Raw genomic sequence first — 24,803 nt, forward strand, 5'->3', positions numbered from 1 at the left:
AGCGCTTCCATGTGAAGCGCAAACTCCCCGGCTATTTCAGCTCCAGCTTCATGCCGAGATGGCTGCCCTTGAAGCCGAGCTTCTCATAGAAGCGATGGGCGTCGGTACGCGCCTTGTCGGAGGTCAGCTGCACCACGCCGCAGCCCTTGTCCTTCGCCCGCGCCACCGCCCAGCGGATCATCTCGCTGCCGAGCCCACTGCCACGCAACGGTGAATCGACGCGGACCGCCTCGATGATCGCGCGCTTCATGCCGATCTTGGAAATGCCGGGGATATAGCTCAGCTGCATCGAGCCGATGATGACGCCATCGCGTTCGGCGACGATCTGCTCGGTGCCGGTCATGGCTTCTATTTCAGCGAAGGCATCGTAATAGGCCTGCGGCAGCGGGTCGGCATAGGCCTCGCGGCCGGCGCCCAGAATGTCATCGGCCAGCATGCGCACGATGGCAGGCACATCGGCGCGGGTGGCGACGCGGATGGTCAGGGTCATGGATGTCTGCATCCTTGCAGGGGTTATTCGGCGGCCTCGGCATCGGCCGCGGCCTTGGCCGGATCATAGGCGAGGTTGGGCGCAAGCCAGCGCTCCATCCGGGCCAGATCCATGTCCTTGCGGCGGGCATAATCGGCAACCTGGTCGCGCTGGATACGGCCGATGCCGAAATACTGCGCCTCCGGATGGCTGAAATACCAGCCCGACACCGCCGCCGAGGGCCACATGGCGAAACTCTCGGTCAGCGTGATGCCGGCCTTGTTGGTGGCGTCCAACAGGCTGAACAGCGTCGCCTTTTCGGTATGGTCCGGGCAGGCCGGATAGCCGGGCGCGGGGCGGATGCCGCGGTATGTCTCGGCGATCAGCTCGTCGTTCGACAGCGTCTCGCCGGCGGCATAGCCCCAGAACTCCTTGCGCACGCGCTCGTGCATATGCTCGGCGAAGGCCTCGGCGAGACGGTCAGCCAGCGCCTGGGCAAGGATGCCCGAATAATCGTCGTGCTTCGCGGTGAACTCGCGCTTGATCCACTCGTCCAGCCCGATGCCAGCGGTGACCGCGAAGGCGCCGATATAGTCCGGCGGACCGCCGGCCGGGGCGGTGAAATCAGCCAGGCAGTAATTGGCGCGGTCGTTGCTGCGCTTCATCTGCTGGCGCAGCATATGCAGCCGCGTGGCTTCGGTCTTGCGGCTCTCGTCGGCATAGACGGCGATATCGTCGTCACCGACCTGGGCGGCCGGCCAGAAGCCGATCACCGCCGAGGCCCGCACCGGCTTTTCCTCGATCATGCGCTTCAGCATGGCCTGGGCGTCGCGGAACAGGTTGCTGGCCGCCTCGCCGACCACCGGATCGGTCAGGATGGCGGGATACTTGCCGCGCAGCTCCCAGGACTGGAAGAACGGCGTCCAGTCGATGCGCTCGACCACCTTCTCCAGCGGATAATCCTCGAACACCTTCAGGCCGAGGAATTTCGGCTGCGGCGGCTGGTAGCCGGCCCAGTCGATCTTCGCCTTGTTGGCGCGCGCTTCGGCAATGCTCTGGCGCGGCCCGGTGTTGCGCTCGCGGGAATGGATCTCGCGGATGTTTTCGTATTCCTGCGCAACCTCCGCCGTATAGACCGGGTTGTCGTTGCTGGAGACCAGCTTGCCGGCCACGCCGACGGCGCGCGAAGCATCGGTGACATAGACCACCGGTCCCTTGTAGTTCGGCGCGATCTTGACCGCGGTATGCACCTTGGACGTGGTGGCGCCACCGATCAGCAGCGGCAGCGCAAAGCCCTCGCGCTGCATCTCGGAGGCGACATAGCACATCTCGTCGAGGCTCGGCGTGATCAGGCCCGAAAGACCGATGATGTCGACCTTCTGCTTCTTCGCCTCCTCGAGGATACGGGCGCAGGGCACCATGACGCCGAGGTCGATCACCTCGTAGTTGTTGCACTGGAGCACGACGCCAACGATGTTCTTGCCGATATCGTGCACGTCGCCCTTCACCGTGGCCATCAGGATCTTGCCGTTGGTCTGCACCGGGCCGCCGGCCTTCTCGGCCTCGATGAAGGGCAGCAGGTAGGCGACCGCCTTTTTCATCACGCGGGCGGATTTCACCACCTGGGGCAGGAACATCTTGCCCGAACCGAACAGGTCGCCGACCACATTCATGCCGTCCATCAGCGGGCCTTCGATCACCTCGAGCGGCTTGGCGGCTTGCAGCCGCGCCTCCTCGGTATCGGCGTCGATATAGTCGGTGATGCCATGCACCAGCGCATGGGCGAGGCGCTCGTTGACCGGCTTTTCGCGCCAGCGCAGGTCCTGTTCCTGCACCCTACCCTTACCGCGAAAGCGCTCGGCGATTTCCAGCATGCGCTCGGTGGCATCCTCGCGGCGGTTCAGCAGCACGTCCTCGACGCGCTCGCGCAGGTCCGGGTCGATATCCTCGTAGACCGGCAGCTGGCCGGCATTGACGATGCCCATATCCATGCCGGCCTTCATGCCGTGATACAGGAAGGCCGCGTGCATCGCCTCGCGCACCGGCTCGTTGCCGCGGAACGAGAAGGAGACGTTGGAGACGCCACCCGAGATATGGCAGTGCGGCAGGTTCTCGCGGATCATCCGCGCACCCTCGAAGAACTCGACGGCGTAGTTGTTGTGTTCCTCGATACCGGTCGCCACCGCGAAGATGTTGGGATCGAAGATGATGTCTTCCGGCGGGAAGCCGATCTTCTCGGTCAGCAGCCTGTAGGCGCGGGCGCAGATTTCGTATTTCCGGGCGGCGGTATCAGCCTGGCCCTGCTCGTCGAAGGCCATCACCACCGCGGCGGCACCGTAGCGGCGCACCTTGCGGGCCTGCTGCAGGAAAGCCTCCTCGCCCTCCTTCATGCTGATCGAATTGACGATCGCCTTGCCCTGCACGCATTTCAGGCCGGCCTCGATCACCTCCCACTTGGAGGAATCGATCATGATCGGCACCCTGGCGATGTCGGGCTCGGACGCGATCAGGTTGAGGAACTTCACCATCGCCGCCTTGGAGTCGAGCATGCCCTCGTCCATGTTGACGTCGATCACCTGGGCGCCGTTCTCGACCTGCTGGCGCGCGACGGCCAGCGCCGCCTCGTAATCGCCGTTGACGATCAGCTTGCGGAACCTGGCCGAGCCGGTGACGTTGGTGCGTTCGCCGATGTTGATGAAGACCGGGCCGTTGAAGCCGCGGCCGGCGGTGCCGGGAATGTCGTCTTGCTGGGTCATGCTGCGGGTACTGCAAAGGGTTCGAGGCCGCTGAGCCGGAGCTGCGGCGGGATAACGGGGACCTTGCGCGGCTTCACGCCACGCACGCTGTCGGCAATCGCCCGGATATGGTCCGGCGTGGTACCACAGCAGCCGCCGACGATGTTGACGAGGCCGGCCTCGGCCCATTCGCGCAGGTGGGCCGCGGTGGTATGCGGTTCCTCGTCATATTCGCCGAACTGGTTGGGCAGGCCGGCATTGGGATAGGCGCTGACCGGCACATCGGCGACGCGGCTCAGCTCCGCCACATAGGGGCGCAGCTGCTGGGCGCCGAAAGCGCAGTTGAGCCCGACCGAAAACGGCTTGGCATGGCGCAGGCTGTTCCAGAAGGCTTCGGTGGTCTGGCCCGACAGGGTGCGGCCCGACAGGTCGGTGATGGTGCCCGAGATCATCAGCGGCAACTCGTCGCCGATCTCGTCGAACAGCTCATAGACGCCGAACACCGCGGCCTTGGCGTTCAGCGTATCGAAGATGGTCTCGATCAGCAGCAGGTCGGCACCGCCCTCGACCAGGCCGCGCGCCTGTTCCTTGTAGGCATCCTTCAGCTCGTCGAAGCTGATGTTGCGGAAATCCGGCCGGTTGACGTCGGGCGACAGCGAGGCCGTGCGGTTGGTCGGGCCGAGCGCACCGGCGACGAAGCGCGGCTTCGACGGGTCCTTCGCGGTGTATTCGTCGGCCGCCTCGCGGGCGAGCTTCGCACCCTGCAGGTTGATATCATGCACGGCAGCCTCGAGATGATAGTCCGACTGGCTGATCCAGGTGCCGCTGAAGGTGTTGGTCTCGATGATGTCGGCGCCGGCCTCGAGATACTCGCGATGCACGTCGCGGATCACGTCCGGCCGGGTGATATTGAGGATGTCGTGGTTACCCTTCAGGTCGCTGTTGGCGCCCTTGAAGCGGTCGCCGCGGTAGTCCGCCTCGACCAGCTTGCGCCGCTGCAGCATGGTGCCCATGGCGCCGTCGAGCACGAGGATATGATCCTTCGCCGCGGCATAGAGCGCGGCACGGCGCGCCTTGCGCGCCGCCGAGTCGTTCTGTGTCTGGTCGGTCATGGCGTCACTCCTTACGCGGCCGCCTCGCCGGCGATGACCGGCTTGGGGCGCACGCCGAGCACATGGCAGATCGCATAGGTCAGATCCGCGCGGTTCAGCGTGTAGAAATGGAACTCGTCGATGCCGGCGGCCTGCAGGCGGCGGCATTGCTCGGCGGCGACATGGGCAGCGACCATGCGCCGGGTATCGGGGTCGTCGTCCAGCCCCTCGAACACATCGGCCAGCCAGGTCGGCACGCCAGCGCCGCAGGCCGCCGAGAATTTGACCACCTGCCTGAAGTTGGTCACCGGCAGGATGCCCGGCACGATCGGCACGGTGATGCCAGCCGAACGGGCGCGGTCGAGAAAGCGGAAATAGACGTCGGTGTCGAAGAAATACTGGGTGATGCAGCGCGTGGCGCCGGCATCGACCTTGCGTTTCAGGTGTTCGAGTTCGGTACGCGGCGAGCCGCTGTCCGGATGGCCTTCCGGGTAGCAGCCGACGCTGATCTCGAAATCGCCGATCTTCTTCAGGCCGGCGATCAGGTCGGTGGAATTGGCATAGCCCTCGGGATGGGCGACGAAACCGCCGCTGCCTTCCGGCGCATCGCCGCGGAGCGCAACGATATGGCGGATGCCGGCCGCCCAGTAATGCTGGGCGACGTCATCGACTTCGGCCCTGGCCGCGCCGACGCAGGTCAGGTGGGCGGCCGGCTTCAGCCCGGTCTCGTTCAGGATGCGCACCACGGTGTTATGGGTGCGCTCGCGGGTCGAGCCGCCGGCGCCGTAGGTGACCGAGACGAAGCGCGGCGCCAGCGGCGCGAGGCGGGTGACGCTGCGCCACAGGCTCTCCTCCATCTCGGCGCTCTTCGGCGGGAAGAACTCGAAGGAGACCTTCAGCGGGCCCGGGCGGCGGGCGGCATAGGCAGTGGCGTCTGGCAGGGCGGTCATGCGGCGGCACTCTTGTCGGAACGGGTCAGGGCGGCGATGGCGGCGCCCGGCTTGCGGGCGCGCCAGATATGCACGGTCAGCGGCTGGCCGGGCAGCGCGATCACCGGATCGGGCTGCAGGCCGGCGGCCTCGCACCACACGCGCAGCTCGGCATCGGCAAAGCCAAGCCGGCGGTGGGCATGGCGGGCGCGCAGGTCTTCGAGATCATGCGGCGCGAAATCGACGATGACGATCTGGCCGCCGGGCCGCACCACGCGGGCGGCCTCCAGGATGACTTTCTGCGGCTGGTCGGCGAAATGCAGCACCTGGTGGATCACCGCGGCATCGACGCTGGCAGCATCGAGCGGCAGGGCATACATGTCGGCCTGGCGGACCTGGCAATGGCGGATGCCGGCGCGTTCCAGGTTGGTGCGCGCGACGCTCAGCATGTCGCGGCTGAGATCGACGCCGATGCCGCGCGTGGTCTGCGGCGCCAGCACCTCGAGCAGCCGGCCGGTGCCGGTGCCGATATCGAGCAGGTCGCCGGCCGGGCCTTCGGCGATCAGCCGTGCCACGACGGTTTCGACCTGGGTTTCGTCGACATGCAGCGAACGGATCGCCGACCATTGCGCGGCATTGTCGCGGAAATACTGTTCGGCCGTCTCGGCGCGGCTGCGCTTGACGGCAACCAGCCGTTCGCCGTCGCGGGCCAGCGTCGCATCCTCGGCCGGCAGCAGGCCGGACAGCGCATGCACCAGCGGCGCCCCGGCCAGCCGGTCGCCGACGCGGTAGAAGGCCCAGGTGCCCTCGGGGACGCGCTCGAGCAGGCCGGCCTCGCAGAGCAACTTCAAGTGCCGCGAGACACGGGGCTGGCTCTGGCCGAGGATCTGGGTAAGCTCGGTGACCGTCAGTTCCGCCTGGGCGCAGAGCGCCAGCAGCCGCAGCCGGGTCGGCTCGGCGGCCGCCCGCAGGGCAGCCATCAGGGTATCGAGGGTCAGGGCGGGATTCGGGCTCATTCTGTGAATTATATAAACATATCTTTATGTATTTGTATAGAGCCCAAAGACCGTCCCTTTGCTGTGATGATGGTGGCCAGCCGCAAAAGAATCATGGTCTGACAGCCGCCGGCGCGGTATTTTCTGCGCCGGCCGGGTTTCGCACCTTGCCCAAAAAGTCTTGCCTATCCATATCTTACCTGTCTTGTCCGTGTGTCGCTGCCTTCTACCGCCCCCGCTTGCCAGACTGGATCCCCATGTTTTCGCATCTGCCTGCCCGTCGCCCCCTCCTTGCCGGTTTCGCCGCGCTCTGCCTCGCCCTGGTGGCCGGCCTCGCCGCCCTGCCCGCCCGCGCCGACGGGGCCACGCCGGACGACTTCATCCGCAAGGTCGGCGGCCAGACCCTCAGCGCGCTGAGCGACCGCAAACTGACTGCCGAGAAGCGCGAAGACCTGGTGCGCGACCTGCTGACCAATTACCTCGACCTCGACGCGGTCGGCCGCTTCTGCCTCGGCCGCTACAGCCGCAGCCTGAACGACAGCCAGAAGCAGGAATACGGCAAGCTGTTCGAGGATTACCTGGTCAAGGTCTATGCCCAGTTGCTGTCGCAGTATAACGGCGAGACCATGACCGTGCGCGATGGCAGCCGCCCGGCCGGCAACGACATGCTGGTCGACTCGCAGATCAACCGGCAGGACGGGCCGCCGATCCGCGTCGAATGGAAGCTGCATGACAAGAATGGCAAGCCGCTGCTGACCGATGTGATCGTCGAGGGCGTGTCGATGGCCTTCACCCAGCGTCAGCAGTTCGAATCGGTGATCCAGAACAATGGCGGCAAGGTCGATGCCCTGCTGGCGGCGATGAAAAAGCAGATCAGCAAGCGCTGAGCGCGCGGACCTGCCAAGCATCACTCACGACAAAGCCGGCCGCGTTTCCGCGGCCGGCTTTTTTCATGGCTTGCCGGGCCGGCGGCTCAGGCGTTGGTCAGCGCGCCGGCCGGGGTCAATTCCAGCGCATAGCCGGCCGAGCGCACGGTGCGGATGATGTCGTTCTCGCCGGCGCCGTTCAGCGCCTTGCGCAGGCGGCGGATATGCACGTCGACGGTGCGCTGCTCGACATAGATGTCGCGGCCCCAGACCGCATCGAGCAGCTGGTCGCGCGACAGCACGCGGCCGGGATGCTCGAGGAAATACCGCAGCAGGCGGAATTCGGTCGGGCCGAGATGCACGTCGCGGCCGTTGCGGGTGACCTTGTGGGTGGCGATGTCCATCACCAGGCCGCCGTAGGTCAGCACCTCTTCGGCCAGCGCCGGCCGGATGCGACGCAGCACGGCACGGATGCGGGCCAGCAGTTCGCCCGGGCTGAACGGCTTGGCGATATAGTCGTCGGCGCCGGCATCGAGACCACGCACGCGGTCGGCTTCCTCGCCACGCGCCGTCAGCATGATGATCGGCACGTTGCGCGCATTGGGATCGCGGCGCAGCTGACGGCAGACCTCGAGGCCGGACAGCCGCGGCAGCATCCAGTCGAGCAGGATCAGGTCGGGCAGATGCTCGGCCACCTTGAGCAGGGCCTGCTCGCCGTCCATCGCCTCGTCGACGATGTAGTTTTCCTTCTCGAGATTATAGCGCAGCAGCGCCAGCAGGGCCGCCTCGTCCTCGATCACGAGGACGCGCGGCTTGACGGCAACATTCATTGCTTGCCTCCCGGTGCCGCCACGATCGCATAGGCGGTGTCGTCACCTTTCGGACGGTCCTCGGCCGGCATCTCGCCCTTCACCGTGTAGTGGATCAGCTCGGCCACATTGGTGGCGTGGTCGCCGATGCGCTCGATGTTCTTGGCGATGAACAGCAGATGCGTGCAGGCGGTGATCGAGCGCGGATCCTCCATCATGTAGGTCAGCAGCTCGCGGAACAGGCTGGTATACAGCTCGTCGACTTCCTCGTCGCGGTCGCGCACCGCATCGGCCTTGGCGGCGTCGCCGGTGATATAGGCGTCGAGCACGTCCTTGATCAGGGCCTGCACCATGGCCGCCATGCGCGGCACCGCATGCACCGGGCGCACCATCGGCGCCTGGTTGAGCGCGACGCTGCGTTTCGCCACATTGGCGGCATAGTCGCCGATGCGTTCGATTTCCGAGGAAATGCGCAGCGCCGAGACGATCAACCGCAGGTCGTTGGCCATCGGCTGGCGGCGGGCCAGCAGCTCGATCGCCAGATCGTCGACCTGGTTGCGGATGGCGTCGATCTTGGCGTCGCTCTGCACGATCTCGCCGGCGAGGTCGCTGTCGCGCTTGACCACCGCCTCGACGGCGCCGGCCAGTTGCGATTCGGCGATGCCGCCCATCTGGACGATCAGGGTCGACAGCTTCTTCAGCTCTTCGTCGTAGCTCTGGACGATATGTTGTGTCGGCATCGGTCGATCCTCGCTCAGCTCAGCCGAAGCGGCCGGTGATGTAGTCCTGGGTCTGCTGCTTCTCGGGATGCGTGAAAAGCCGCTTGGTCTCGCCGTATTCGATCAACTCACCCAGATACATGAAGGCGGTGAAATCCGAGGTCCGGGCCGCCTGCTGCATGTTGTGGGTGACGATGGCGATGGTGTAGTCGTTCTTCAGCTCATCGATCAGTTCCTCGATCTTGGCGGTCGAGATCGGATCGAGCGCCGAGCAGGGCTCGTCGAGCAGGATGATTTCCGGCCGCACCGCCACGGTGCGGGCGATGCACAGGCGCTGCTGCTGGCCGCCGGACAGGCCGAGGCCGGAGGTATGCAGCTTGTTCTTCACCTCTTCCCAGAGCGCGGCGCGGCGCAGCGCGCTTTCGACGCGCTCGTCCATCTCTTCCTTCGAGATGCGCTCGTAGAGCCGCACGCCGAAGGCGATGTTCTCGTAGATCGACATCGGGAACGGCGTTGGCTTCTGGAACACCATGCCGATCTTGGCGCGCAGCAGGTTGATGTCCTGGCGCGCGTCGAGGATGTTCTCGCCGTCGACCATGACGCGACCCTCGGCACGCTGCTTCGGGTACATCTCGTAGATGCGGTTGAGAATGCGCAGCAGGGTCGACTTGCCGCAGCCCGACGGGCCGATGAAGGCCGTGACCTTGCGGTCATGCAGCGGCAGAGTGATATCCTTCAGCGCCTTGGTATCGCCGTAGAAGAACGCCAGATTCTCGATCGAGACCTTCGGCTTCTGCATATCGGTAACGGTCACGGGACGTTCTGCGGTTGCGACGATCATTTGCTGGGCTGCCTTCCTGCCAAAGCGCGGGCACCGATGTTGAGAGCGAGAATGGCAAGCGTGATGACCAGGGCGCCAACCCAAGCCAGCTGCTGCCATTCCTTGTAGGGACTGAGGGCGAACTGGAAAATGACGACCGGAAGATTGGCCATCGGTGCATTGAGGTCGTTGCTGTAGAACTGGTTGTTCAGCGCGGTGAACAGCAGCGGTGCGGTCTCGCCGCTGACCCGGGCCACTGCCAGCAGGATGCCGGTCAGCACGCCGTTGCGGGCGGCACGATAGGCAACCCGGCGGATCACGAAGTAGCGCGGCGCACCCAGTGCGGTGGCCGCCTCGCGCAGGCCGTTCGGCACCAGGTTCAGCATGTCCTCGGTGGTGCGCAGCACCACCGGGATGACGATGATCGCCAGCGCCACGGCTCCGGCCCAGGCCGAGAAGTGGCCCATGCGGATCACCATCACCTCGTAGACGAACAGGCCGATGATGATCGACGGCGCGCTGAGCAGCACGTCGTTGATGAACCGCACCACCATCGCGAGCTTGGTGGACCGGCCATATTCGGCCAGATAGGTACCACCGAGAATGCCGACCGGCGTGCCGATCGCCACGCCGATCCCCGTCATCAGCAGGCTGCCGACAATGGCATTGCGCAGGCCGCCGGCCGCGCCGGGCGGCGGCGTCATCTCGGTGAAGACATCGAACGACAGGCCGCCAAAGCCCTCATACAGCAGGGTGCCAAGGATCAGCACCAGCACGAAGATACCGACCGCGGCGGCGAAAATCGACAGAGCAACGACGGCGCGACTGCGCAGGCGGCGGCGGGTGTAAAGGTCGATCATGACGTCAGCCCCCCTTCACGTTCATGCGCAGCAGCATGATTCGCGCTGCCGCCAGCACAATGAAGGTGATGACGAACAGGATGAAACCGAGCGCCACCAGCGACGAGGTGTACATGTCGCCGACCGCCTCGGTGAATTCGTTGGCAATGGTGGCCGAGATCGTCGTGCCCGGCCCGAGGATCGAGGCATTGATATGATGCGCATTGCCGATCACGAAGGTGACCGCCATGGTCTCGCCAAGCGCGCGGCCAAGACCGAGCATGATGCCGCCGACCACGCCGACCCGCGTATAGGGCAGCATGACGTTGCGGGCGACTTCCCAGGTGGTGCAGCCGAGGCCGTAAGCTGCCTCTTTCAGGACCGGCGGCACCGTCTCGAAGACGTCGCGCGTGATCGCGGTGATGAAGGGCAGCACCATGATGGCGAGGATCAGGCTGGAGGTCAGAATGCCGATGCCGTAGGGCGGGCCGGAGAACAGGTCCGACAGCAGCGGGATATGGCCGAAGATCGCGATCAGCGCCGGCTGCACATGCTGCTGCATGAAGGGCGCGAAGACGAACAGGCCCCAGATGCCGTAGATGATGCTGGGGATGCCGGCCAGCAGTTCGATGGCGATGCCGATCGGGCGGCGCAGCCACATCGGGCAGATTTCGGTCAGGAAGATGGCGATGCCGATGCTGATCGGCACGCCGATCAGCATGGCGATGAAGCTCGTCACCAGGGTGCCGTAGATCGGCGCCAGGGCGCCGAACTTCTCGGTCACCGGGTTCCAGGACTCGGTGACCAGGAAACCGAGGCCGAATTTCGCAAAGGCCGGCCAGGCGCCCTCGATCAGGGCGACGATGACGCCGCCGAGCAGCACCAGCACCAGCAGGGCCGCGGCCAGGGTCAGGCCGTGGAACAGTTTGTCGGACGGGGTGAACCAGCGCGACGCGCTGGCGCGGTCGTTTGCCGCAACGGGGGTCGATACAGCCATGTCGGTCATTCTCCGCCCCCTAGCTTATCAGTCCGGGCGGCGCCTGACAGCGGTCCGCGGGTGTTCCGGTTACGCATCTGCCAGTGATCCATTTGCCAGTAAGGCATTTGACCGTCCATCGCTTGACCGCCTGTCGATCGTTCCGCGGCAACCGGCCGCCCCTAACTTTGTATCTTGTCGCTGCTTCGGGCGGCTGACCCGGGCAGACGGAAGACCGGGCGAACCCGGCCTTCCCTGCCCGTGCCAGACGGTACGCTTACTTGTTCTTGATCTGCTCGGCCCAGGTGCCTTCGACCATCTTGACCACCGACTCCGGCATCGGGATGTAGTCGAGTTCCTGCGCCATCTTGTCGCCATGCTTATAGGCCCAGTCGAAGAACTTCAGCGCCGCGGTCGACGCGGCCTTATCCGCCGGCTGCTTGTACATCAGGATGAAGGTCGCCGAGGTGATCGGCCAGGTCTTGTCGCCCGGCTGGTCGTTCAGGATCACGGCATAACCCGGGGTGCCCTTCCAGTCGGCATTGGCAGCCGCGGCAGCAAAAGCTTCCGAGGTCGGCGCGACGACCTTGCCGGCCTTGTTGGCCATCTTGGTGTAGGTCAGCTTGTTCTGCTTGGCATAGGCATACTCGACATAGCCGAGCGCGCCACCGGTCTGGGACGTCATGTTGGCGACGCCTTCGTTGCCCTTGGCGCCGATGCCGACCGGCCACTGCACCGCGGTGCTGGTGCCGACGTCGGCGGCCCACTTCTTGCTGACCTTGGACAGATAGTCAGCAAAGTTGAAAGTGGTGCCCGACCCGTCCGAACGATGCACGACGGCAATCGCGGTCGAGGGCAGGTTGACGCCGGGGTTCAGCTTCTTGATCGCCGGATCATTCCAGGCCTTGATCTCGCCCAGGAACATCTTGGCGAGGGTATCGCCGTCGAGGGCGAGCTCGCCCGGCTTGATGCCCGGCAGATTGACCACCGGCACGATGCCGCCCATGACCATCGGGAACTGCACCAGACCGGCCTCTTCGAGCTCGGCAGCCTTCAGCGGCGCATCCGAGGCGCCGAAGGTGACGGTCTTGGCCTTGATCTGCTTGATGCCGCCGCCCGAACCGATCGACTGGTAGTTCAGGCCGATGCCCGTGTCTTTCTTATAGGCGTCGGCCCACTTGGCGTAGATCGGATAGGGGAAGGTGGCGCCGGCGCCGGAGATGTCGGCGGCCTGCGCGGTGCCAAAGCCGAGCGTCGCCGCCAGGACGGCGGCCGCAGCCTTGAGCATGGTGGGCTTGATATGGAGCACGGGTCTCTCCCTCTGCTTGAGACGTATAGGTCACGGTCGACTGACCGGCCGGCGCGGAAGATAGACACGTGATATGACGTATAGTTTGCAGGAATATGACAGTTGTAAGAATCGTTAGGACTTAAGGGTTTATCCACATCCGAATGGAATAATAACGGCGGATCATCCGGAATATTACGAATCCTATTCTGAAGTATAATTCCAGCATATTGATGAAAAAATCAGTCTGTTTTAAATTGTAATATATCTTAATATTAAGAATTTCTGTGGAAATACTTTTCCTATACTGGCGTGAAACGACAGATACGCTTCGTAAGAATGTAGATTTTCTTTAATTTTCGCCACTGCAATACATTACAGTGGTGCCAACCTCTGTCACATTTGTCTCCGGTTCGCCCGGCCGGGCGGCCGGAAATCAGCCCCGGCCGGTCAGCGGCAGCCGCACCGCAAAGGTGCTGCCCTGCCCAGGCTCCGAGTCGATCACCAGCCGGCCGCGATGGCGGTTGATGATGTGCTTGACGATGGCGAGCCCCAGCCCGGTGCCGCCGAGGTCGCGGCTGCGGGCGGAATCGACCCGGTAAAAGCGCTCGGTCAGGCGCGGCAGGTGCTCGCGCGGGATGCCCTCGCCATGGTCGCGGATCGCTACTTCCAGCCAGTCCGGCCCGATGCGGCTGAGCCGGACCTCCACCGGGCTGTCGGCGCGGCCGTATTTCAGGCCGTTGTCGATCAGGTTCTGGAACACCTGCATCAGCTCGTCACGGGCGCCGCGCACCGGCGGCAGGCTGTCATCGAGCTGCAGGTCGATCCGCATGTTGCGCGCCTTAGCCTGGGGCTCCAGCGCGGCCGCCGTGTCGCGCAGCAGCGGTCCCAGCGCCACCGGGTCGGCCGGATGGTCGTGTTCGCGCATCTCGATCTGCGACAACGACAGCAAGTCGTGGATCAGCCGCGACATGCGGGCGGCCTGCTCGCGCATGATGCCGAGAAACCGGGTGCGGGCCGGCTCGTCGTCGCGCGCCGGCCCCAGCAGCGTCTCGATGAAGCCGACCAGTGAGGCAAGCGGCGTGCGCAGCTCGTGGCTGGCATTGGCGACGAAATCGGCCCGCATTTTCTCGGCCCGGCGCAACGCGGTGACGTCATGCAGCGCCAGCACGGCGGCCATGTCCTCGCGCGCCGCCGGCAGGGCCACCACGCGCAGCGAAAAGCTGCGGCCATCGGGCACCGGCAGGCTGAAATCGGCGGCCACCAGCCCGGTCTCGCCGGCCAGCACAGCATCGGCGGCATCCAGCACCGCCGGATGGCGCAGGGCGGCCGAGAGGTCGCGGCCGATCATATCGTTGCCGAAGAATTTCCGCGCCGAGAAATTCGCCCGCGCGATCTGGCGCCGCGAATCCAGCAGCAGGATCGAGTCGGGCAGCGCGTTGAGGATGGCGTCCGCCGTGGTGCTCTGCAGCGCCACCTGGCCCTTCTCGTCCAGCAGGGTCTGGCGCAGCCGCTCCACCGTGGCACCCAGTTCGCCCAGCATGGTCAGCGCGTCCCAGTCAGCACCGACGCGATGCTCGCGGCCGAGGATCTCGTCGGTCCGCCGCAGCACGCCCCAGGCGACATGGGTATGCCAGAGCGTGAACAGGCCGATCACGCCAAGCAGGGCCGCGCCCAATCCCCAGGCCACCGGCGGCGCGATGTAGTCGCCGAGACAGGCCAGCCAGACCACCAGCGCGACCGGCACGCCGATGATCAGGAACAGCGCCAGCCAGCGGGAAAACGGAATGCGACGCCGCTCGTCCATGGTGATACCGGCGCTCAGGCCGGACGCCAGGACAGCAGGCCGTCGACCAGCCGCTTCAGCAGGGCGACCAGCGGGGCGGCCTTGCCGGCGTCCCAGTGCGGCAGGTCGCCTTCGTCCATGTAGCAGTCGCGCGCCATCTCGAGCTGCAGGGCGTGAAAGCCTTCCCCGGGCCGGCCGTAGGTCCGGGTGATATAGCCGCCCTTGAAGCGGCCGTTGTAGATATGGCTGAAGCGGTCGCTGGCCGACAGGATGCCGTAGGCCAGCGTGCCGAGCTCCGGCGCACAGCTGCGGCCGTCGTTGCTGCCGAGATTGAGATCGGGCAGCCGGCCTTCGAAAAACCGCGGCACTTCGGCAGCGATGCTGTGGCCGTCGAGCAGGATGGCATAGCCGTGGCGGGCTTGGATCGCCGCCAGCTCGGCCGCCAGCCGCTCGTGATAGGGCCGCCAGTACCCGGCCACCCGCTGCGCCACCTCGGCGGCGTCGGGCGTTTCGCCGTCGCGGTAGAGCGGCGCATTGTCGAAGCCGCGGGTCGGGCAGATCTCGGTATTGTCGGCGCCGGGATACAGCGCCTTGCCGGCCGGGTCGCGGTTGAGGTCGACCACATAGCGCGAATGGCTGGCCACCATCAGGCCGACGCCGCTCTCGGCGGCGAAGGCATACAGCTTTTCGACATGCCAGTCGGTATCGGTCAGCCGCCGTCCGCCGTCGGTCAGCCGCGCCTCCAGGCCCGGCGACAGGCCGAGGCCGGCATGCGGCACGTCGATCAGCAGCGGGGTGCGGCCGGGCGTCAGGGTGAACAGCGGTGCGGGAGCGGTCACAGGGGCGATCTCATGCAGGATAGCGGAATGGCGGCGGAAGGCAGATAGGTAGCAAAGCGGACGGGCAACGCCAAGCCAAGGCCGGCAGCGACCCGGGAATTTCACATTCGGATTTCACACCCGGCCGCGGCGATCCGGCAGCAGGGCAAATTTAGTCCGGCCCGAAGGTATAAGCCGGCGGAGGCTTCCCGTAGGCTGCAGGGAATCGTCCCCTGCCCTCCGGCTTCCCGCACTATATTCCCTTTCCATGGACATTTCGCTCTTCGGCTACACGGCGACCGCCGCCCAGCTCTCCGCCTTCCTGCAGGTGATCCTGATCGACGTGATCCTGTCGGGCGACAATGCCGTGGTAATCGGCATGGCGGTGGCCGGCCTGCCGGCGGCGCGGCGCAACCGCATCATCCTGATCGGCATCATGGCCGCGACGGTGCTGCGCATTCTGTTTGCCGGCATTGCCGTCGAGATGCTGCAGGTGATCGGCCTGACCCTGGCCGGCGGCATCCTGCTGCTGTGGGTGGCCTGGAAGATGTGGCGCGAGCTGCGCGAACAGGCCAAGGCGGCGAAAAACGGCGACGACGGCGATACCGGCCGGCCGGCGCCGAAGACCCAGCGCGCCGCGGTGATGCAGATCGTGGTGGCCGACCTGTCGATGTCGCTCGACAACGTGCTGGCGGTGGCCGGCGCGGCGCGCGAACACCCCTATATCCTCGCCTTTGGTCTGGTACTGTCGATCGCGCTGATGGGCATCGCGTCGAAGTTCATCGCCCGCCTGCTCGACCGCTTCCACTGGATCGCCTACATCGGCCTGCTGATCATCGGCTATGTCGCCATCCACATGATCTGGGACGGCAGCCTGCAGGTCGCGCCGGTGGTGGCGCCTGCCGTCGACAGCGTCATCAACCAGTAGGCCTCAGCCTTTCCAGAAGGCCGCGATGGCATCGGCGAGGTCCTCGCCGAACAGATCCTTGAAGAAATGGTCGGCGCCCTCGACCGTCATCGCATGGAACTGCGCCGGTTTGGCCGCGGTGGCCAGCCGCTGCGGCAGGTCGGCGACGATCTCGTCGCTGCCGGCGATCGCCAGCAGCACCGGCCGGCGGATCGCCGCAAGCTGGCTCGGCGCGTCATTGCGGCCGTCATCGGCATAGGTATCGACGAAGCTCGCCGCCGCGACCGATGCCTGCGGGCAATAAAGGAAATCCGTCCTGGTCAGCAGTGTATCCCCCTGCCCCACCGCCACCAGGGCCTGCGCCTTCTGCAGCGGCACGGCCAGATCGGTGCCGTAGCGCTTGTGATAGTCGGCGGCGGCCCTGGCCATGTCGAAGGTGCCCGGCGCCACCAGCACGATGCGGGTCAGCGCCGCCGGCAGCCGGTCGCCGGCCTGCGCCGCATACAGCGCCACCTGCGCGCCGCCGCGCGAATGCCCGAGCAGGCCGATCTTCGCCGCGCCCTGCTGCTGCGCCCAGCCGATCCAGGCGGCGATTTCACCGGCTGCCTGGGCGTTGCTGGACCGATGCGGCACGGCGCAGTCATACATGCCGCGACGGTCGGACACGCCGAGCGACAGGGTGACGGCCAGGGTCGAGATGCCGCGCGCGCCCAGTGTCTCCTGCAGCATCTGCATGATCTCCATGCGATTGTGGGCGAGTGTGCCATGCACCAGCACCATCACGCCGTCATGGATCGCCTTGCCGGATGCGAGATGCAGCTCGCCGTCCAGCCCGCGACCGTCCACCACCAGACGCACCGGATCGGCGGCGGCGGAAGGCGGCAGCAGAAACGGCGGCAGCAGCAGGCAGGCGGACAGGACGAGGCAGCCGGTCAGCCGGCGCAGCATTTTGGTCATTGGATGTTTCCTCCGCGGGAAGAGTATTGATTGCCTACCGGCGATCAAATAACATTTCAATATGATGGTTTTTCGCATTGCACAATCTGTATGTGTTTTTGCGCTGCTGCTGTTCATGACGGCCGGGCAGCCGGCCCGGGCTAGCGAGCCTGCGACTGCTGCAGCGCCCCAGCTCGTCATGGCCGAACGGCTCGACTGTCCGTGGTGCATGGCCTGGCATCGCGAGATCGGCCCCGGCTATCCGCTGTCCGACGAAGGCAGGCTGGCGCCGCTGCGCCGGGTCGATCTCGACAAGGCCTGGCCGGCCGGACTGCCAAAAGCGGGCGGTGTCATCTATACACCGACTTTCCTGCTGGTGGCCTGCGGCCGGGAAATCGGCCGAATCACCGGCTATCCGGGAGCGGGCTTTTTCTACCCCAAGCTCGACCACCTGCTGGAGCAGCTTGGACAGGCAAAAAATCCAGACGGCTCATGCAGTTAAGTAATATTCCCAAAATCACCACTTGCCAAATGTGGAATGACTTTGTTATGGACATCGATACGAGCAGCGATAAAAGCTGCACGGCCCCGCTCCATCGGGGCCCAACGACCAGGGGAGGAACAATGCGCCAGACTCGCAGCATGACCGGCCGTCTTGCCGCCAGCGCCAGCCGGATCACTGCCAAACAGGCCGCCATGGCCGCAGGTGTCGCCGCCCTGCTGGCCGTTGCCGCCCCGGCGCGGGCCCAGGAGGTCCACGACCACAATCTGGCGCCCTACACGATCAAGGATTACGCCATCGACAAGTCGCTGACCGGCAAGCCGGGCGACCCCGCCGAGGGCCGCAAATGGGCGATCACCAGCGGCCAGGGCAACTGCGTGATCTGCCACCGCCTGCCGATCCCCGAGGTCGCCTTCCGCATCGGCAATATCGGTCCGGATCTCAGCGAAGTGGGCGGCCGGCTCAGCGCGGCCGATATCCGCATGCGCATCGTGAACCCGAAGGTGGTCAATCCCGACACCATCATGCCGGCCTATTACCGCATCGACGGCCTCAACCGCGTGCAGAAGAAATTCGAGGGCAAGCCGATCCTGACCGCCCAGCAGGTCGAGGATCTGGTCGCCTATCTGTCCTCGCTCAAGTGACATCATCCGCTGCCTACCGACCAGGAGACCCTGTCATGACCAGCCTCACCCCCGCCGGGATCAGCCGCCGCCAGGCCGTGGCCGCCCTCGGCCTCGGCAGCTTCGCCGTCACCCTGGTGCCGCTCAGCGCCGAGGCGACTCCGGACAGCGCCAAGAAACTGCTCGGCGAGCTCGTCAAGGCCGCGCCGAAGGCCGGCAAGATCGAGATCAAGACCCAGGAAATCGCCGAGAACGGCAACACCGTGCCGGTGCGCATCAGCGTCGACAGCCCGATGACCGACAAGGATTACGTCAAGGAGATCCATGTCGTCTCCGACCAAAATCCGTCGCCCGGCGTCGCCAGCTTCCTGCTGACGCCGGCCAGCGGCAAGGCCGACGTCGAATTCCGCATGCGCATGGCCGAGACCCAGAACGTCATCGCCGTGGCGGTGATGAGCGACGGCAGCGCCTGGACCGCGGCCCGCGAGGTCAAGGTCACCATCGGCGGCTGCGGCGGCTGACGCCGGCTTCCGCAACACAGGCATTTGGAAAAGGAACCGACCCATGGCTGACATCAAGCCGAAGATCCGCATTCCCAAGGACGCCAAGAAGGGCGAAGTCGTCGAGATCAAGACGCTCGTGCCGCACCCGATGGAATCGGGCCAGCGCAAGGATTCGAAGGGCCAGATCATCCCGCGCAAGATCATCAACAAGATGACCGTCACCTTCAACGGCAAGCCGGTGTTCGAGGCGAAGCTGGAACCCGCCATCTCGGCCAACCCATTCATCAGCTTCTTCTACAAGTGCAGCGAAAACGGCACGATGGACTTTGCCTGGACCGACGATGACGGCAGCGTCTACAAGGCCAGCGAACAGCTGACCGTCAGCTGAATGATCTGGCAGCTGACCGATGCGGCGCCGGCAAAAGATATAAAGGGGGGAAAATGACCAGGACCAGCAAGCTCCTTACCGCTGCGGCCTCTCTGGCCATCATCGCCGGCCTTGCGGCCTGCGGTGCCGAAAAATCCAAGGACACGTCGTCCTCGGCCGACGCCAGCGACGTGATCGCCAAGTACAAGGCCAATCCGAAATTCGCCGGCCACATCGTCGGCGACAAGATTTCCGGCTATGTCTTCGCCTCGCCCGAGACCCAGGCGATGCAGGACGACGATTTCGAAAATCCCGGCATGCTGGCCGTGCAGGATGGCGAAAGCGAATGGGCCAAGGTCGAAGGCGCGGCGGGCAAGTCCTGCGCCTCCTGCCACGGCGATGCCGAAAAGAGCATGAAGGGCGTTTCGGTCAGCTATCCGAAATACGAGCCCAAGCTCGGCAAGCTCGCCTCGATCGAGCACCGCATCAATCTGTGCCGGACCGAATACATGAAGGCGCCGGCGCTGAAGTGGGATTCCAAGCCGCTGCTGGGGCTGACCTCCTATGTCGCGCTGCAGTCGCGCGGCATGCCGGTCAGCGTGAAGGTCGACGGCCCGGCGGCGCCCTATTTCGCCAAGGGCAAGGAGTTCTACTACACCCGTCGCGGCCAGATGGACATTGCCTGTGCCCAGTGCCACGAGCAGAATGCCGGCAACAGCATCGGTGTCGAGAATCTCAGCCAGGGCCGCTCGAACGGCTATCCGGCCTATCGCCTGAAATGGCAGTCCTTCGGCTCGCTGCACCGCCGCTTCGAAGGCTGCAACCAGGAAGTCCGCGCCCAGCCTTATCCGCGCGGCTCCGACGAATACACCGACCTCGAACTCTTCGTCGCCTGGCGCAGCAACGGACTCGCGTCCGAAGCGCCCGGCGTCCGCCGCTAAGCCACCAGACCGGCCGCCCCTCTCTCTTGGGGCGGTCGTGTTTTCAGTTTGTACATTTTTTTTATGGTGAACCTGTCATGCTGAGCCGCCGCGACATCCTGCAGGCAACCGCCGCCGCCGCCGTCATCATGGGCGGCATGCCCCGGCTGGGCGCCGCCGCCGCCAGCCAGAAGATCAGTCAGGCCGACCTGCTACGCTTCCAGCCGCTCGGCCAGGTCACGCTGCTGCATTTCACCGACATCCACGCCCAGCTGGTACCGCTGTATTTCCGCGAGCCCGGTGTCAACATCGGCGTCGGCGAGGTGCTCGGCCTGCCGCCGCATCTGGTCGGCAGCTACCTGCTCAAGCAGTACGGCATCCGCGCCGACACGCCGGAAGCCTATGCCCTGACCTGCAACGACTTCGTGCAGCTCGCCCAGGATTACGGCCGGCTCGGCGGCGTCGCCCATATGGCCACGCTGATCAAGGCGATCCGGGCCGAACGGCCGAACAACACCCTGCTGCTCGATGGCGGCGACACCTGGCAGGGCAGCTACAGCTCGCTGGCCACCAGGGGCGCCGACATGGTGCAGGTGATGCAGGCGCTCGGCGTCGAGGCGATGACGGCGCACTGGGAATTCACCTACGGCGCCGACCGCGTCAAGGAACTGACGGAATCGATGAAGATCCCGTTCCTCTGCGGCAACGTGAAGGATACCGGCTTCGGCGATCCGGTCTTCGAATCGACCAAGTTCTTCGAGCGCGGCGGCGTGAAGATCGCGGTGATCGGCCAGGCCTTCCCCTACACGCCGATCGCCAACCCGCGCTACATGATTCCCGACTGGTCGTTCGGCATCGACGAGGAGAAGGTGCAGCAGAATGTCGACGCGGCCCGCGCCAAGGGCGCCGATCTCGTCGTGCTGCTGAGCCACAACGGCTTCGACGTCGACCGCAAGCTGGCGGCCCGCGTCAAGGGCATCGACGTCATCCTGACCGGCCATACCCATGACGCGATCCCCGAGCCGGTCAAGGTCGGGACCACGCTGCTGGTCGCGCCGGGCAGCCACGGCAAGTTCCTCGCCCGCCTCGACCTCGACGTGAAGGACAAGAAGGTCGCCGGCTTCCGCTTCCGCCTGATCCCGGTTTTTTCGGATGCGATCACGCCCGACCCGGAGATGGCCAAGCTGATCGACGAGGTGCGCGCGCCACACAAGGCCGTCATCGACAAGGTCTATGGCACGGCGGATTCGCTGCTGTACCGGCGCGGCAATTTCAACGGCACTTTCGACGACCTGATCTGCCAGGCGATCATGGCCGAACGCGAGGCCGAGATCGCGCTGTCGCCGGGCTTCCGCTGGGGCGCCAGCCTGCTGCCCGGCCAGCCGATCACCGGCGACACGCTGTATTCGCAGACCGCGATCACCTATCCGAACGTCTATCGCAACACGATGACCGGCGAATACCTCAAGACCGTGCTGGAGGATGTCGCCGACAACCTGTTCAACCCCGACCCCTATTACCAGCAGGGCGGCGACATGGTGCGCGTCGGCGGCATGGCCTACAGCATCGACGTCGGCAAGCCGATCGGCCAGCGCATCTCGAACATGACCCTGCTGCGCACCGGCCAGCCGGTCGACCCGGCGAAAAACTATACCGTTGCCGGCTGGGCCTCGATCAACGAGGGCACCGAGGGTCCGCCGGTCTACGACCTGGTCGGCAAATACATCTCTGAGCACAAGAGCATCAAAATTGCCGAGAACCGCAGCGTGACGGTGAAGGGTGCCGACCAGCGCGGCATCGCCGGCTGAGACAGAAGCCACAGTATGGGCGGAGGACAGGACAGATGACGCGTGACAGCAAGACGCCGGCCCCGGGCGGCAGCCCCAGACTGCTGACCCCGTCGCGGCGCACATTCCTCAAGCGCTCGGCGGCAGTCGGCGGCATGACCATGCTGGCCGGCGCCGGCGTCGGCGAGGCGATGGCGGCCGGCGACGACAACCTGCCGCCCAATGTGCCGGAATGGATGAAGACGCTGGGGTCCAGCGTCACCGCGCACCCTTACGGCATGCCGTCGCAATACGAGAAGAACGTGATCCGGCGCAATGTCGGCTGGCTGACCGCCACCGAAGAATCGTCGATCAACTTCACGCCGATCCATGAACTCGACGGCATCATCACGCCGAACGGCGTGTGCTTCGAGCGCCATCACGGCGGCGCGCCGGACATCGACCCCGACCAGCACCGCCTGATGATCCACGGCCTGGTCGACCGGCCGCTGATCTTCACCATGAGCGACCTGATGCGTTTCCCGTCGGTCAGCCGCATCCACTTCATCGAATGCCCGGCCAACGGCGGCATGGAGTGGAAGGGTGCGCAGATGGATGGCGTGCAGTTCAGCCACGGCATGGTGCATTGCTGCGAATGGACTGGCGTCAAGCTGTCCACCCTGCTGGCCGAGGTCGGCCTGCAGAAGTCGGCGAAGTGGCTGCTGGCCGAGGGGGCCGATGCTGCGGCGATGACCCGCAGCATCCCGCTGGACAAGGCACTCGACGACGTGATCGTCTGCTATTCGCAGAACGGCGAGCGCATCCGCGTCGAGAACGGCTATCCGCTGCGCCTGCTGGTGCCGGGCTGGGAAGGCAACGTCAACGTGAAGTGGCTGCGCCGCATCAAGGTGGGCGACCAGCCGTGGCATCACCGCGAGGAAACCTCGAAATACACCGACCTGATGCCGAACGGCATCGCCCGGCAGTTCACCTTCGTGCAGGAGGCGAACTCGGTGATCACCTCGCCCTGCCCGGAAAAGCCGATGAAATTCGGCAAAGGCTTCTACGAGATCCGCGGGCTGGCCTGGTCCGGCCATGGCAGGATCAAGAAGGTCGACATCAGCACCGACGGCGGCAACAACTGGCATACCGCCGACCTGCAGACGCCGGTGCTGTCGCGCGCCCTGACGCGCTTCCGCTTTCCGCTGCAATGGGACGGCCGGCCGATGCTGCTGCAGAGCCGCGCCATGGACGAGAGCGGCTATGTGCAGCCGACCATCGAGGCCCTGCGCGCGGTGCGCGGCCTCAATTCGATCTATCACAAGAACTCCATCCATACCTGGCGGGTGAAGCCCGATGGCGAGGTCGAAAATGTCCAGATCGCTTAATACCCTCGCTGCCCTGTTCGTCATCGCCCTCGCCCTGCCGGCCATCGCCCAGACCAAGCCGGCCGCGCACAAGCCGTTCGGCTTCGGCACGGCGGCCACCAAAGAGCAGATCGCCGGCTGGAACATCGACGTGCGCGGTCCCGACGGCGCCGGGCTGCCACCCGGCAAGGGCACCGTCGCCGACGGCGAACAGCTGTTCATGGATCAATGCTCGGCCTGCCACGGCGAATTCGCCGAGGGCGCCGGGCGCTATCCGGAGTTGATCGGCGGCCGCGGCACGCTGAACTCGAATGACCCGCGCAAGACTGTGGAAAGCTATTGGCCCTATGCGCCGACGCTGTACGACTATATCCGTCGCGCCATGCCGTTCGGCGCACCGCAGAGCTTGACCGACGATCAGGTCTATTCCATCGTTGCCTGGCTGCTCAACCAGGCCAATGTGTGGCCGGAAGACAAGACCCTCGATGCTGCAGGGCTGCGCCAGGTGAAGATGCCGAACCGCGACGGCTTTCTCGCCGGCGACCCGCGGCCGGATGTGAAACCCGACACATGCATGACAAACTGCCGCAAGACGCCGCCGAAAATCACCAGCGATCTGGCCGCGAGGCTGGGCGTGACGCCGACGCAGAAGACCGCGGACTGACGCTGGGCATGCTGCCACGGCGGCTGTTCCTGCTCGCCGCGGCGGCGGTGACCGTACCGGTCGCCGCCGCGCGCGCCATGGTGGTCGACCGCAAGGGCAAGTTCGCCGATCCGCAGCCGACCATCGACGCGCCGCGCAGGATCGTCGTCAGCCTGGCCGAGGATGACCCGAAGCGGATCAACGCGGTGCTCAGCAACATCGTCAACATCCAGAAATTCTACGACGCGGCGCAGGTGAAGCTGGCGGTGATCGCCTACGGGCCCGGTCTGGTCGCCCTGCTGAAGGACCGCAGCCCGGTGGCCCAGCGCATCGAGAGCCTGCAGGCGCTGGAGGTCGAGTTCATCGCCTGCGGCGCCACGCTGGAAACCCTGCACAAGACCGCCGCCGACCTGCTGCCCGATGTCGACGAGGTGCCGAACGGCCTGCCCGAGATCGTCGAGCGCAGCCTGAGCGGCTGGATTCACCTGCGTCCGTAATGCGGACCGGAGGCCTGCCATGACCCGCTTCACCCGCCGCAGCCTGCTCGCCCTGCCCGCCGCACTGGCGCTTGCGCCCGTCCTTGCTCCCGCTGCGGCGCAGGCGGCGAAGCTGAACGACGACGGCCTGCATACCGAGGACTGGTTCCTCGACAGCTTTCTCGATCTCAACCAGGACATCGCCGACGCCGCGGCGAAGGGCAAGCGCGTCGCCGTGGTGTTCGAGCAGCGCGGTTGCATCTACTGCGCCGAGATGCACGAGAAGCAGCTTGCCGATGCCGCCATCGCCGGCTACATCCGCCAGCATTTCGAGGTGATCCAGCTCAACCTGTTCGGCGCCCGCGAGGTCACCGACCTCGACGGCAAGGTGCTGCCGGAGAAGGAGATGGCGCGGCGCTGGACCGTGCAGGTGACACCGACCATCCTGTTCCTGCCCGAAAAGCCCGGCAAGACGCCGCTGAAGGATGCCGCGGTTGCCCGCATGCGCGGCCTGCTGCCGCCGCCGGCTTTCCTGTCGATGTTCCGCTTTGTCGCCGAACGCCAGTACGAGACCATGGAATTCCCGGCCTATTTCGCCAAGCAGGGTGGCAGCGGGTCGGTCAAACCGGCCGGCTCCGCCGTCAACTGACACC

Annotated in this window: 26 protein-coding genes; 12 read left to right on the top strand and 14 right to left on the bottom strand. The window is 65.5% G+C overall.

Going from position 1 to position 24,803, the window contains the following annotated elements; genetic code table 11:
- Positions 1-31: 31 nt before the first annotated feature.
- The 5 genes from ACFOOQ_RS23120 to ACFOOQ_RS23135 are packed head-to-tail and all read right to left on the bottom strand — an operon-like array spanning position 32 to position 6,240.
- On the bottom strand, positions 32-490 hold the full coding sequence (locus ACFOOQ_RS23120) for a GNAT family N-acetyltransferase (RefSeq protein ID WP_379730096.1): 459 nt from the start codon (positions 488-490) through the stop codon (positions 32-34).
- A 23-nt stretch (positions 491-513) separates the two neighbouring features.
- Complete coding sequence (gene metH, locus ACFOOQ_RS23125) at positions 514-3,225, bottom strand: methionine synthase (protein WP_449265836.1); 2,712 nt, start codon at positions 3,223-3,225, stop codon at positions 514-516.
- Complete coding sequence (locus ACFOOQ_RS23310; RefSeq protein WP_449265837.1) at positions 3,222-4,316, bottom strand: homocysteine S-methyltransferase family protein; 1,095 nt, start codon at positions 4,314-4,316, stop codon at positions 3,222-3,224. The genes metH and ACFOOQ_RS23310 overlap by 4 nt, the downstream gene beginning before the upstream one ends.
- An 11-nt stretch (positions 4,317-4,327) precedes the next feature.
- Positions 4,328-5,245, bottom strand: coding sequence for a methylenetetrahydrofolate reductase [NAD(P)H] (metF, locus tag ACFOOQ_RS23130; RefSeq protein WP_379730097.1), 918 nt, complete (start codon positions 5,243-5,245; stop codon positions 4,328-4,330).
- Entirely contained in the window at positions 5,242-6,240 is a 999-nt protein-coding gene (locus ACFOOQ_RS23135) for an ArsR/SmtB family transcription factor (RefSeq protein WP_379730098.1), read from the bottom strand. The genes metF and ACFOOQ_RS23135 overlap by 4 nt, the downstream gene beginning before the upstream one ends.
- A gap of 236 nt (positions 6,241-6,476) precedes the next feature.
- Here ACFOOQ_RS23135 and ACFOOQ_RS23140 point away from each other — a divergent pair, with 236 nt between their 5' ends.
- On the top strand, positions 6,477-7,106 hold the full coding sequence (locus ACFOOQ_RS23140; RefSeq protein WP_379730099.1) for an MlaC/ttg2D family ABC transporter substrate-binding protein: 630 nt from the start codon (positions 6,477-6,479) through the stop codon (positions 7,104-7,106).
- Between the two features lie 86 nt (positions 7,107-7,192).
- On the opposite strand, the gene phoB is transcribed toward ACFOOQ_RS23140, so the two are convergent.
- The 8 genes from phoB to hutG form a co-directional block, all read right to left on the bottom strand.
- The gene (phoB, locus tag ACFOOQ_RS23145; RefSeq protein WP_379730101.1) at positions 7,193-7,915 is read right to left on the bottom strand and encodes a phosphate regulon transcriptional regulator PhoB; all 723 of its coding nucleotides are present in this window, start codon (positions 7,913-7,915) and stop codon (positions 7,193-7,195) included.
- A complete protein-coding gene (phoU, locus tag ACFOOQ_RS23150) occupies positions 7,912-8,634 on the bottom strand; it encodes a phosphate signaling complex protein PhoU (RefSeq protein WP_379730102.1) in 723 nt (240 codons plus the stop codon). Before phoU ends, phoB begins: the two co-directional genes overlap by 4 nt.
- 19 nt (positions 8,635-8,653) lie before the next feature.
- Positions 8,654-9,427 carry a phosphate ABC transporter ATP-binding protein PstB gene (pstB, locus tag ACFOOQ_RS23155; RefSeq protein WP_449265838.1) on the bottom strand — a complete coding sequence of 258 codons (774 nt, stop codon included), beginning with the start codon at positions 9,425-9,427 and terminating at the stop codon, positions 8,654-8,656.
- Positions 9,428-9,450: 23 nt separating this feature from the next.
- Positions 9,451-10,293, bottom strand: a complete 843-nt coding sequence (gene pstA / locus ACFOOQ_RS23160) for a phosphate ABC transporter permease PstA (protein ID WP_379730104.1) — start codon at positions 10,291-10,293, stop codon at positions 9,451-9,453.
- Positions 10,294-10,297: 4 nt separating this feature from the next.
- Positions 10,298-11,269 (bottom strand): phosphate ABC transporter permease subunit PstC, encoded by a 972-nt coding sequence (gene pstC / locus ACFOOQ_RS23165; RefSeq protein ID WP_379730106.1) that lies wholly within the window; start codon positions 11,267-11,269, stop codon positions 10,298-10,300.
- Positions 11,270-11,525: 256 nt separating this feature from the next.
- Positions 11,526-12,557, bottom strand: a complete 1,032-nt coding sequence (gene pstS, locus ACFOOQ_RS23170) for a phosphate ABC transporter substrate-binding protein PstS (RefSeq protein WP_379730107.1) — start codon at positions 12,555-12,557, stop codon at positions 11,526-11,528.
- A 415-nt stretch (positions 12,558-12,972) separates the two neighbouring features.
- A complete protein-coding gene (locus ACFOOQ_RS23175) occupies positions 12,973-14,343 on the bottom strand; it encodes an ATP-binding protein (protein WP_379730108.1) in 1,371 nt (456 codons plus the stop codon).
- Between the two features lie 14 nt (positions 14,344-14,357).
- Positions 14,358-15,161 carry an N-formylglutamate deformylase gene (hutG, locus tag ACFOOQ_RS23180; protein ID WP_379730109.1) on the bottom strand — a complete coding sequence of 268 codons (804 nt, stop codon included), beginning with the start codon at positions 15,159-15,161 and terminating at the stop codon, positions 14,358-14,360.
- Between the two features lie 247 nt (positions 15,162-15,408).
- On the opposite strand from hutG, the gene ACFOOQ_RS23185 reads away from it, so the two are divergent.
- Positions 15,409-16,068, top strand: a complete 660-nt coding sequence (locus ACFOOQ_RS23185; protein ID WP_379730110.1) for a TerC family protein — start codon at positions 15,409-15,411, stop codon at positions 16,066-16,068.
- A 3-nt stretch (positions 16,069-16,071) separates the two neighbouring features.
- On the opposite strand, the gene ACFOOQ_RS23190 is transcribed toward ACFOOQ_RS23185, so the two are convergent.
- The gene (locus ACFOOQ_RS23190) at positions 16,072-17,004 is read right to left on the bottom strand and encodes an alpha/beta hydrolase (RefSeq protein WP_379730112.1); all 933 of its coding nucleotides are present in this window, start codon (positions 17,002-17,004) and stop codon (positions 16,072-16,074) included.
- Positions 17,005-17,182: 178 nt separating this feature from the next.
- Between ACFOOQ_RS23190 and ACFOOQ_RS23195 the strand changes: the two genes are divergently transcribed.
- From ACFOOQ_RS23195 to ACFOOQ_RS23240, 10 genes are all read left to right on the top strand, one after another.
- On the top strand, positions 17,183-17,485 hold the full coding sequence (locus ACFOOQ_RS23195; protein WP_379730113.1) for a hypothetical protein: 303 nt from the start codon (positions 17,183-17,185) through the stop codon (positions 17,483-17,485).
- 122 nt (positions 17,486-17,607) lie between these two features.
- Positions 17,608-18,129, top strand: coding sequence for a sulfur oxidation c-type cytochrome SoxX (gene soxX, locus ACFOOQ_RS23200; RefSeq protein ID WP_379730114.1), 522 nt, complete (start codon positions 17,608-17,610; stop codon positions 18,127-18,129).
- Between the two features lie 35 nt (positions 18,130-18,164).
- Positions 18,165-18,629, top strand: coding sequence for a thiosulfate oxidation carrier protein SoxY (gene soxY, locus ACFOOQ_RS23205; protein WP_379730115.1), 465 nt, complete (start codon positions 18,165-18,167; stop codon positions 18,627-18,629).
- 43 nt (positions 18,630-18,672) lie between these two features.
- Positions 18,673-18,999 (top strand): thiosulfate oxidation carrier complex protein SoxZ, encoded by a 327-nt coding sequence (gene soxZ, locus ACFOOQ_RS23210; RefSeq protein ID WP_379730116.1) that lies wholly within the window; start codon positions 18,673-18,675, stop codon positions 18,997-18,999.
- A gap of 53 nt (positions 19,000-19,052) precedes the next feature.
- On the top strand, positions 19,053-19,919 hold the full coding sequence (gene soxA, locus ACFOOQ_RS23215; protein WP_379730117.1) for a sulfur oxidation c-type cytochrome SoxA: 867 nt from the start codon (positions 19,053-19,055) through the stop codon (positions 19,917-19,919).
- Between the two features lie 77 nt (positions 19,920-19,996).
- A complete protein-coding gene (gene soxB / locus ACFOOQ_RS23220) occupies positions 19,997-21,706 on the top strand; it encodes a thiosulfohydrolase SoxB (protein WP_379730118.1) in 1,710 nt (569 codons plus the stop codon).
- A 35-nt stretch (positions 21,707-21,741) separates the two neighbouring features.
- Positions 21,742-23,052, top strand: coding sequence for a sulfite dehydrogenase (soxC, locus tag ACFOOQ_RS23225; RefSeq protein ID WP_379730119.1), 1,311 nt, complete (start codon positions 21,742-21,744; stop codon positions 23,050-23,052).
- Complete coding sequence (locus tag ACFOOQ_RS23230) at positions 23,036-23,695, top strand: c-type cytochrome (RefSeq protein ID WP_379730120.1); 660 nt, start codon at positions 23,036-23,038, stop codon at positions 23,693-23,695. The genes soxC and ACFOOQ_RS23230 overlap by 17 nt, the downstream gene beginning before the upstream one ends.
- Before the next feature lie 8 nt (positions 23,696-23,703).
- Entirely contained in the window at positions 23,704-24,171 is a 468-nt protein-coding gene (locus ACFOOQ_RS23235; protein WP_379730121.1) for a DsrE family protein, read from the top strand.
- Between the two features lie 19 nt (positions 24,172-24,190).
- Complete coding sequence (locus ACFOOQ_RS23240) at positions 24,191-24,799, top strand: thioredoxin family protein (RefSeq protein WP_379730122.1); 609 nt, start codon at positions 24,191-24,193, stop codon at positions 24,797-24,799.
- Positions 24,800-24,803 lie beyond the last annotated feature (4 nt).

Origin of the sequence: Ferrovibrio xuzhouensis (assembly GCF_042648965.1) — a bacterium.
In the GTDB taxonomy this organism is placed as follows: domain Bacteria; phylum Pseudomonadota; class Alphaproteobacteria; order Ferrovibrionales; family Ferrovibrionaceae; genus Ferrovibrio; species Ferrovibrio xuzhouensis.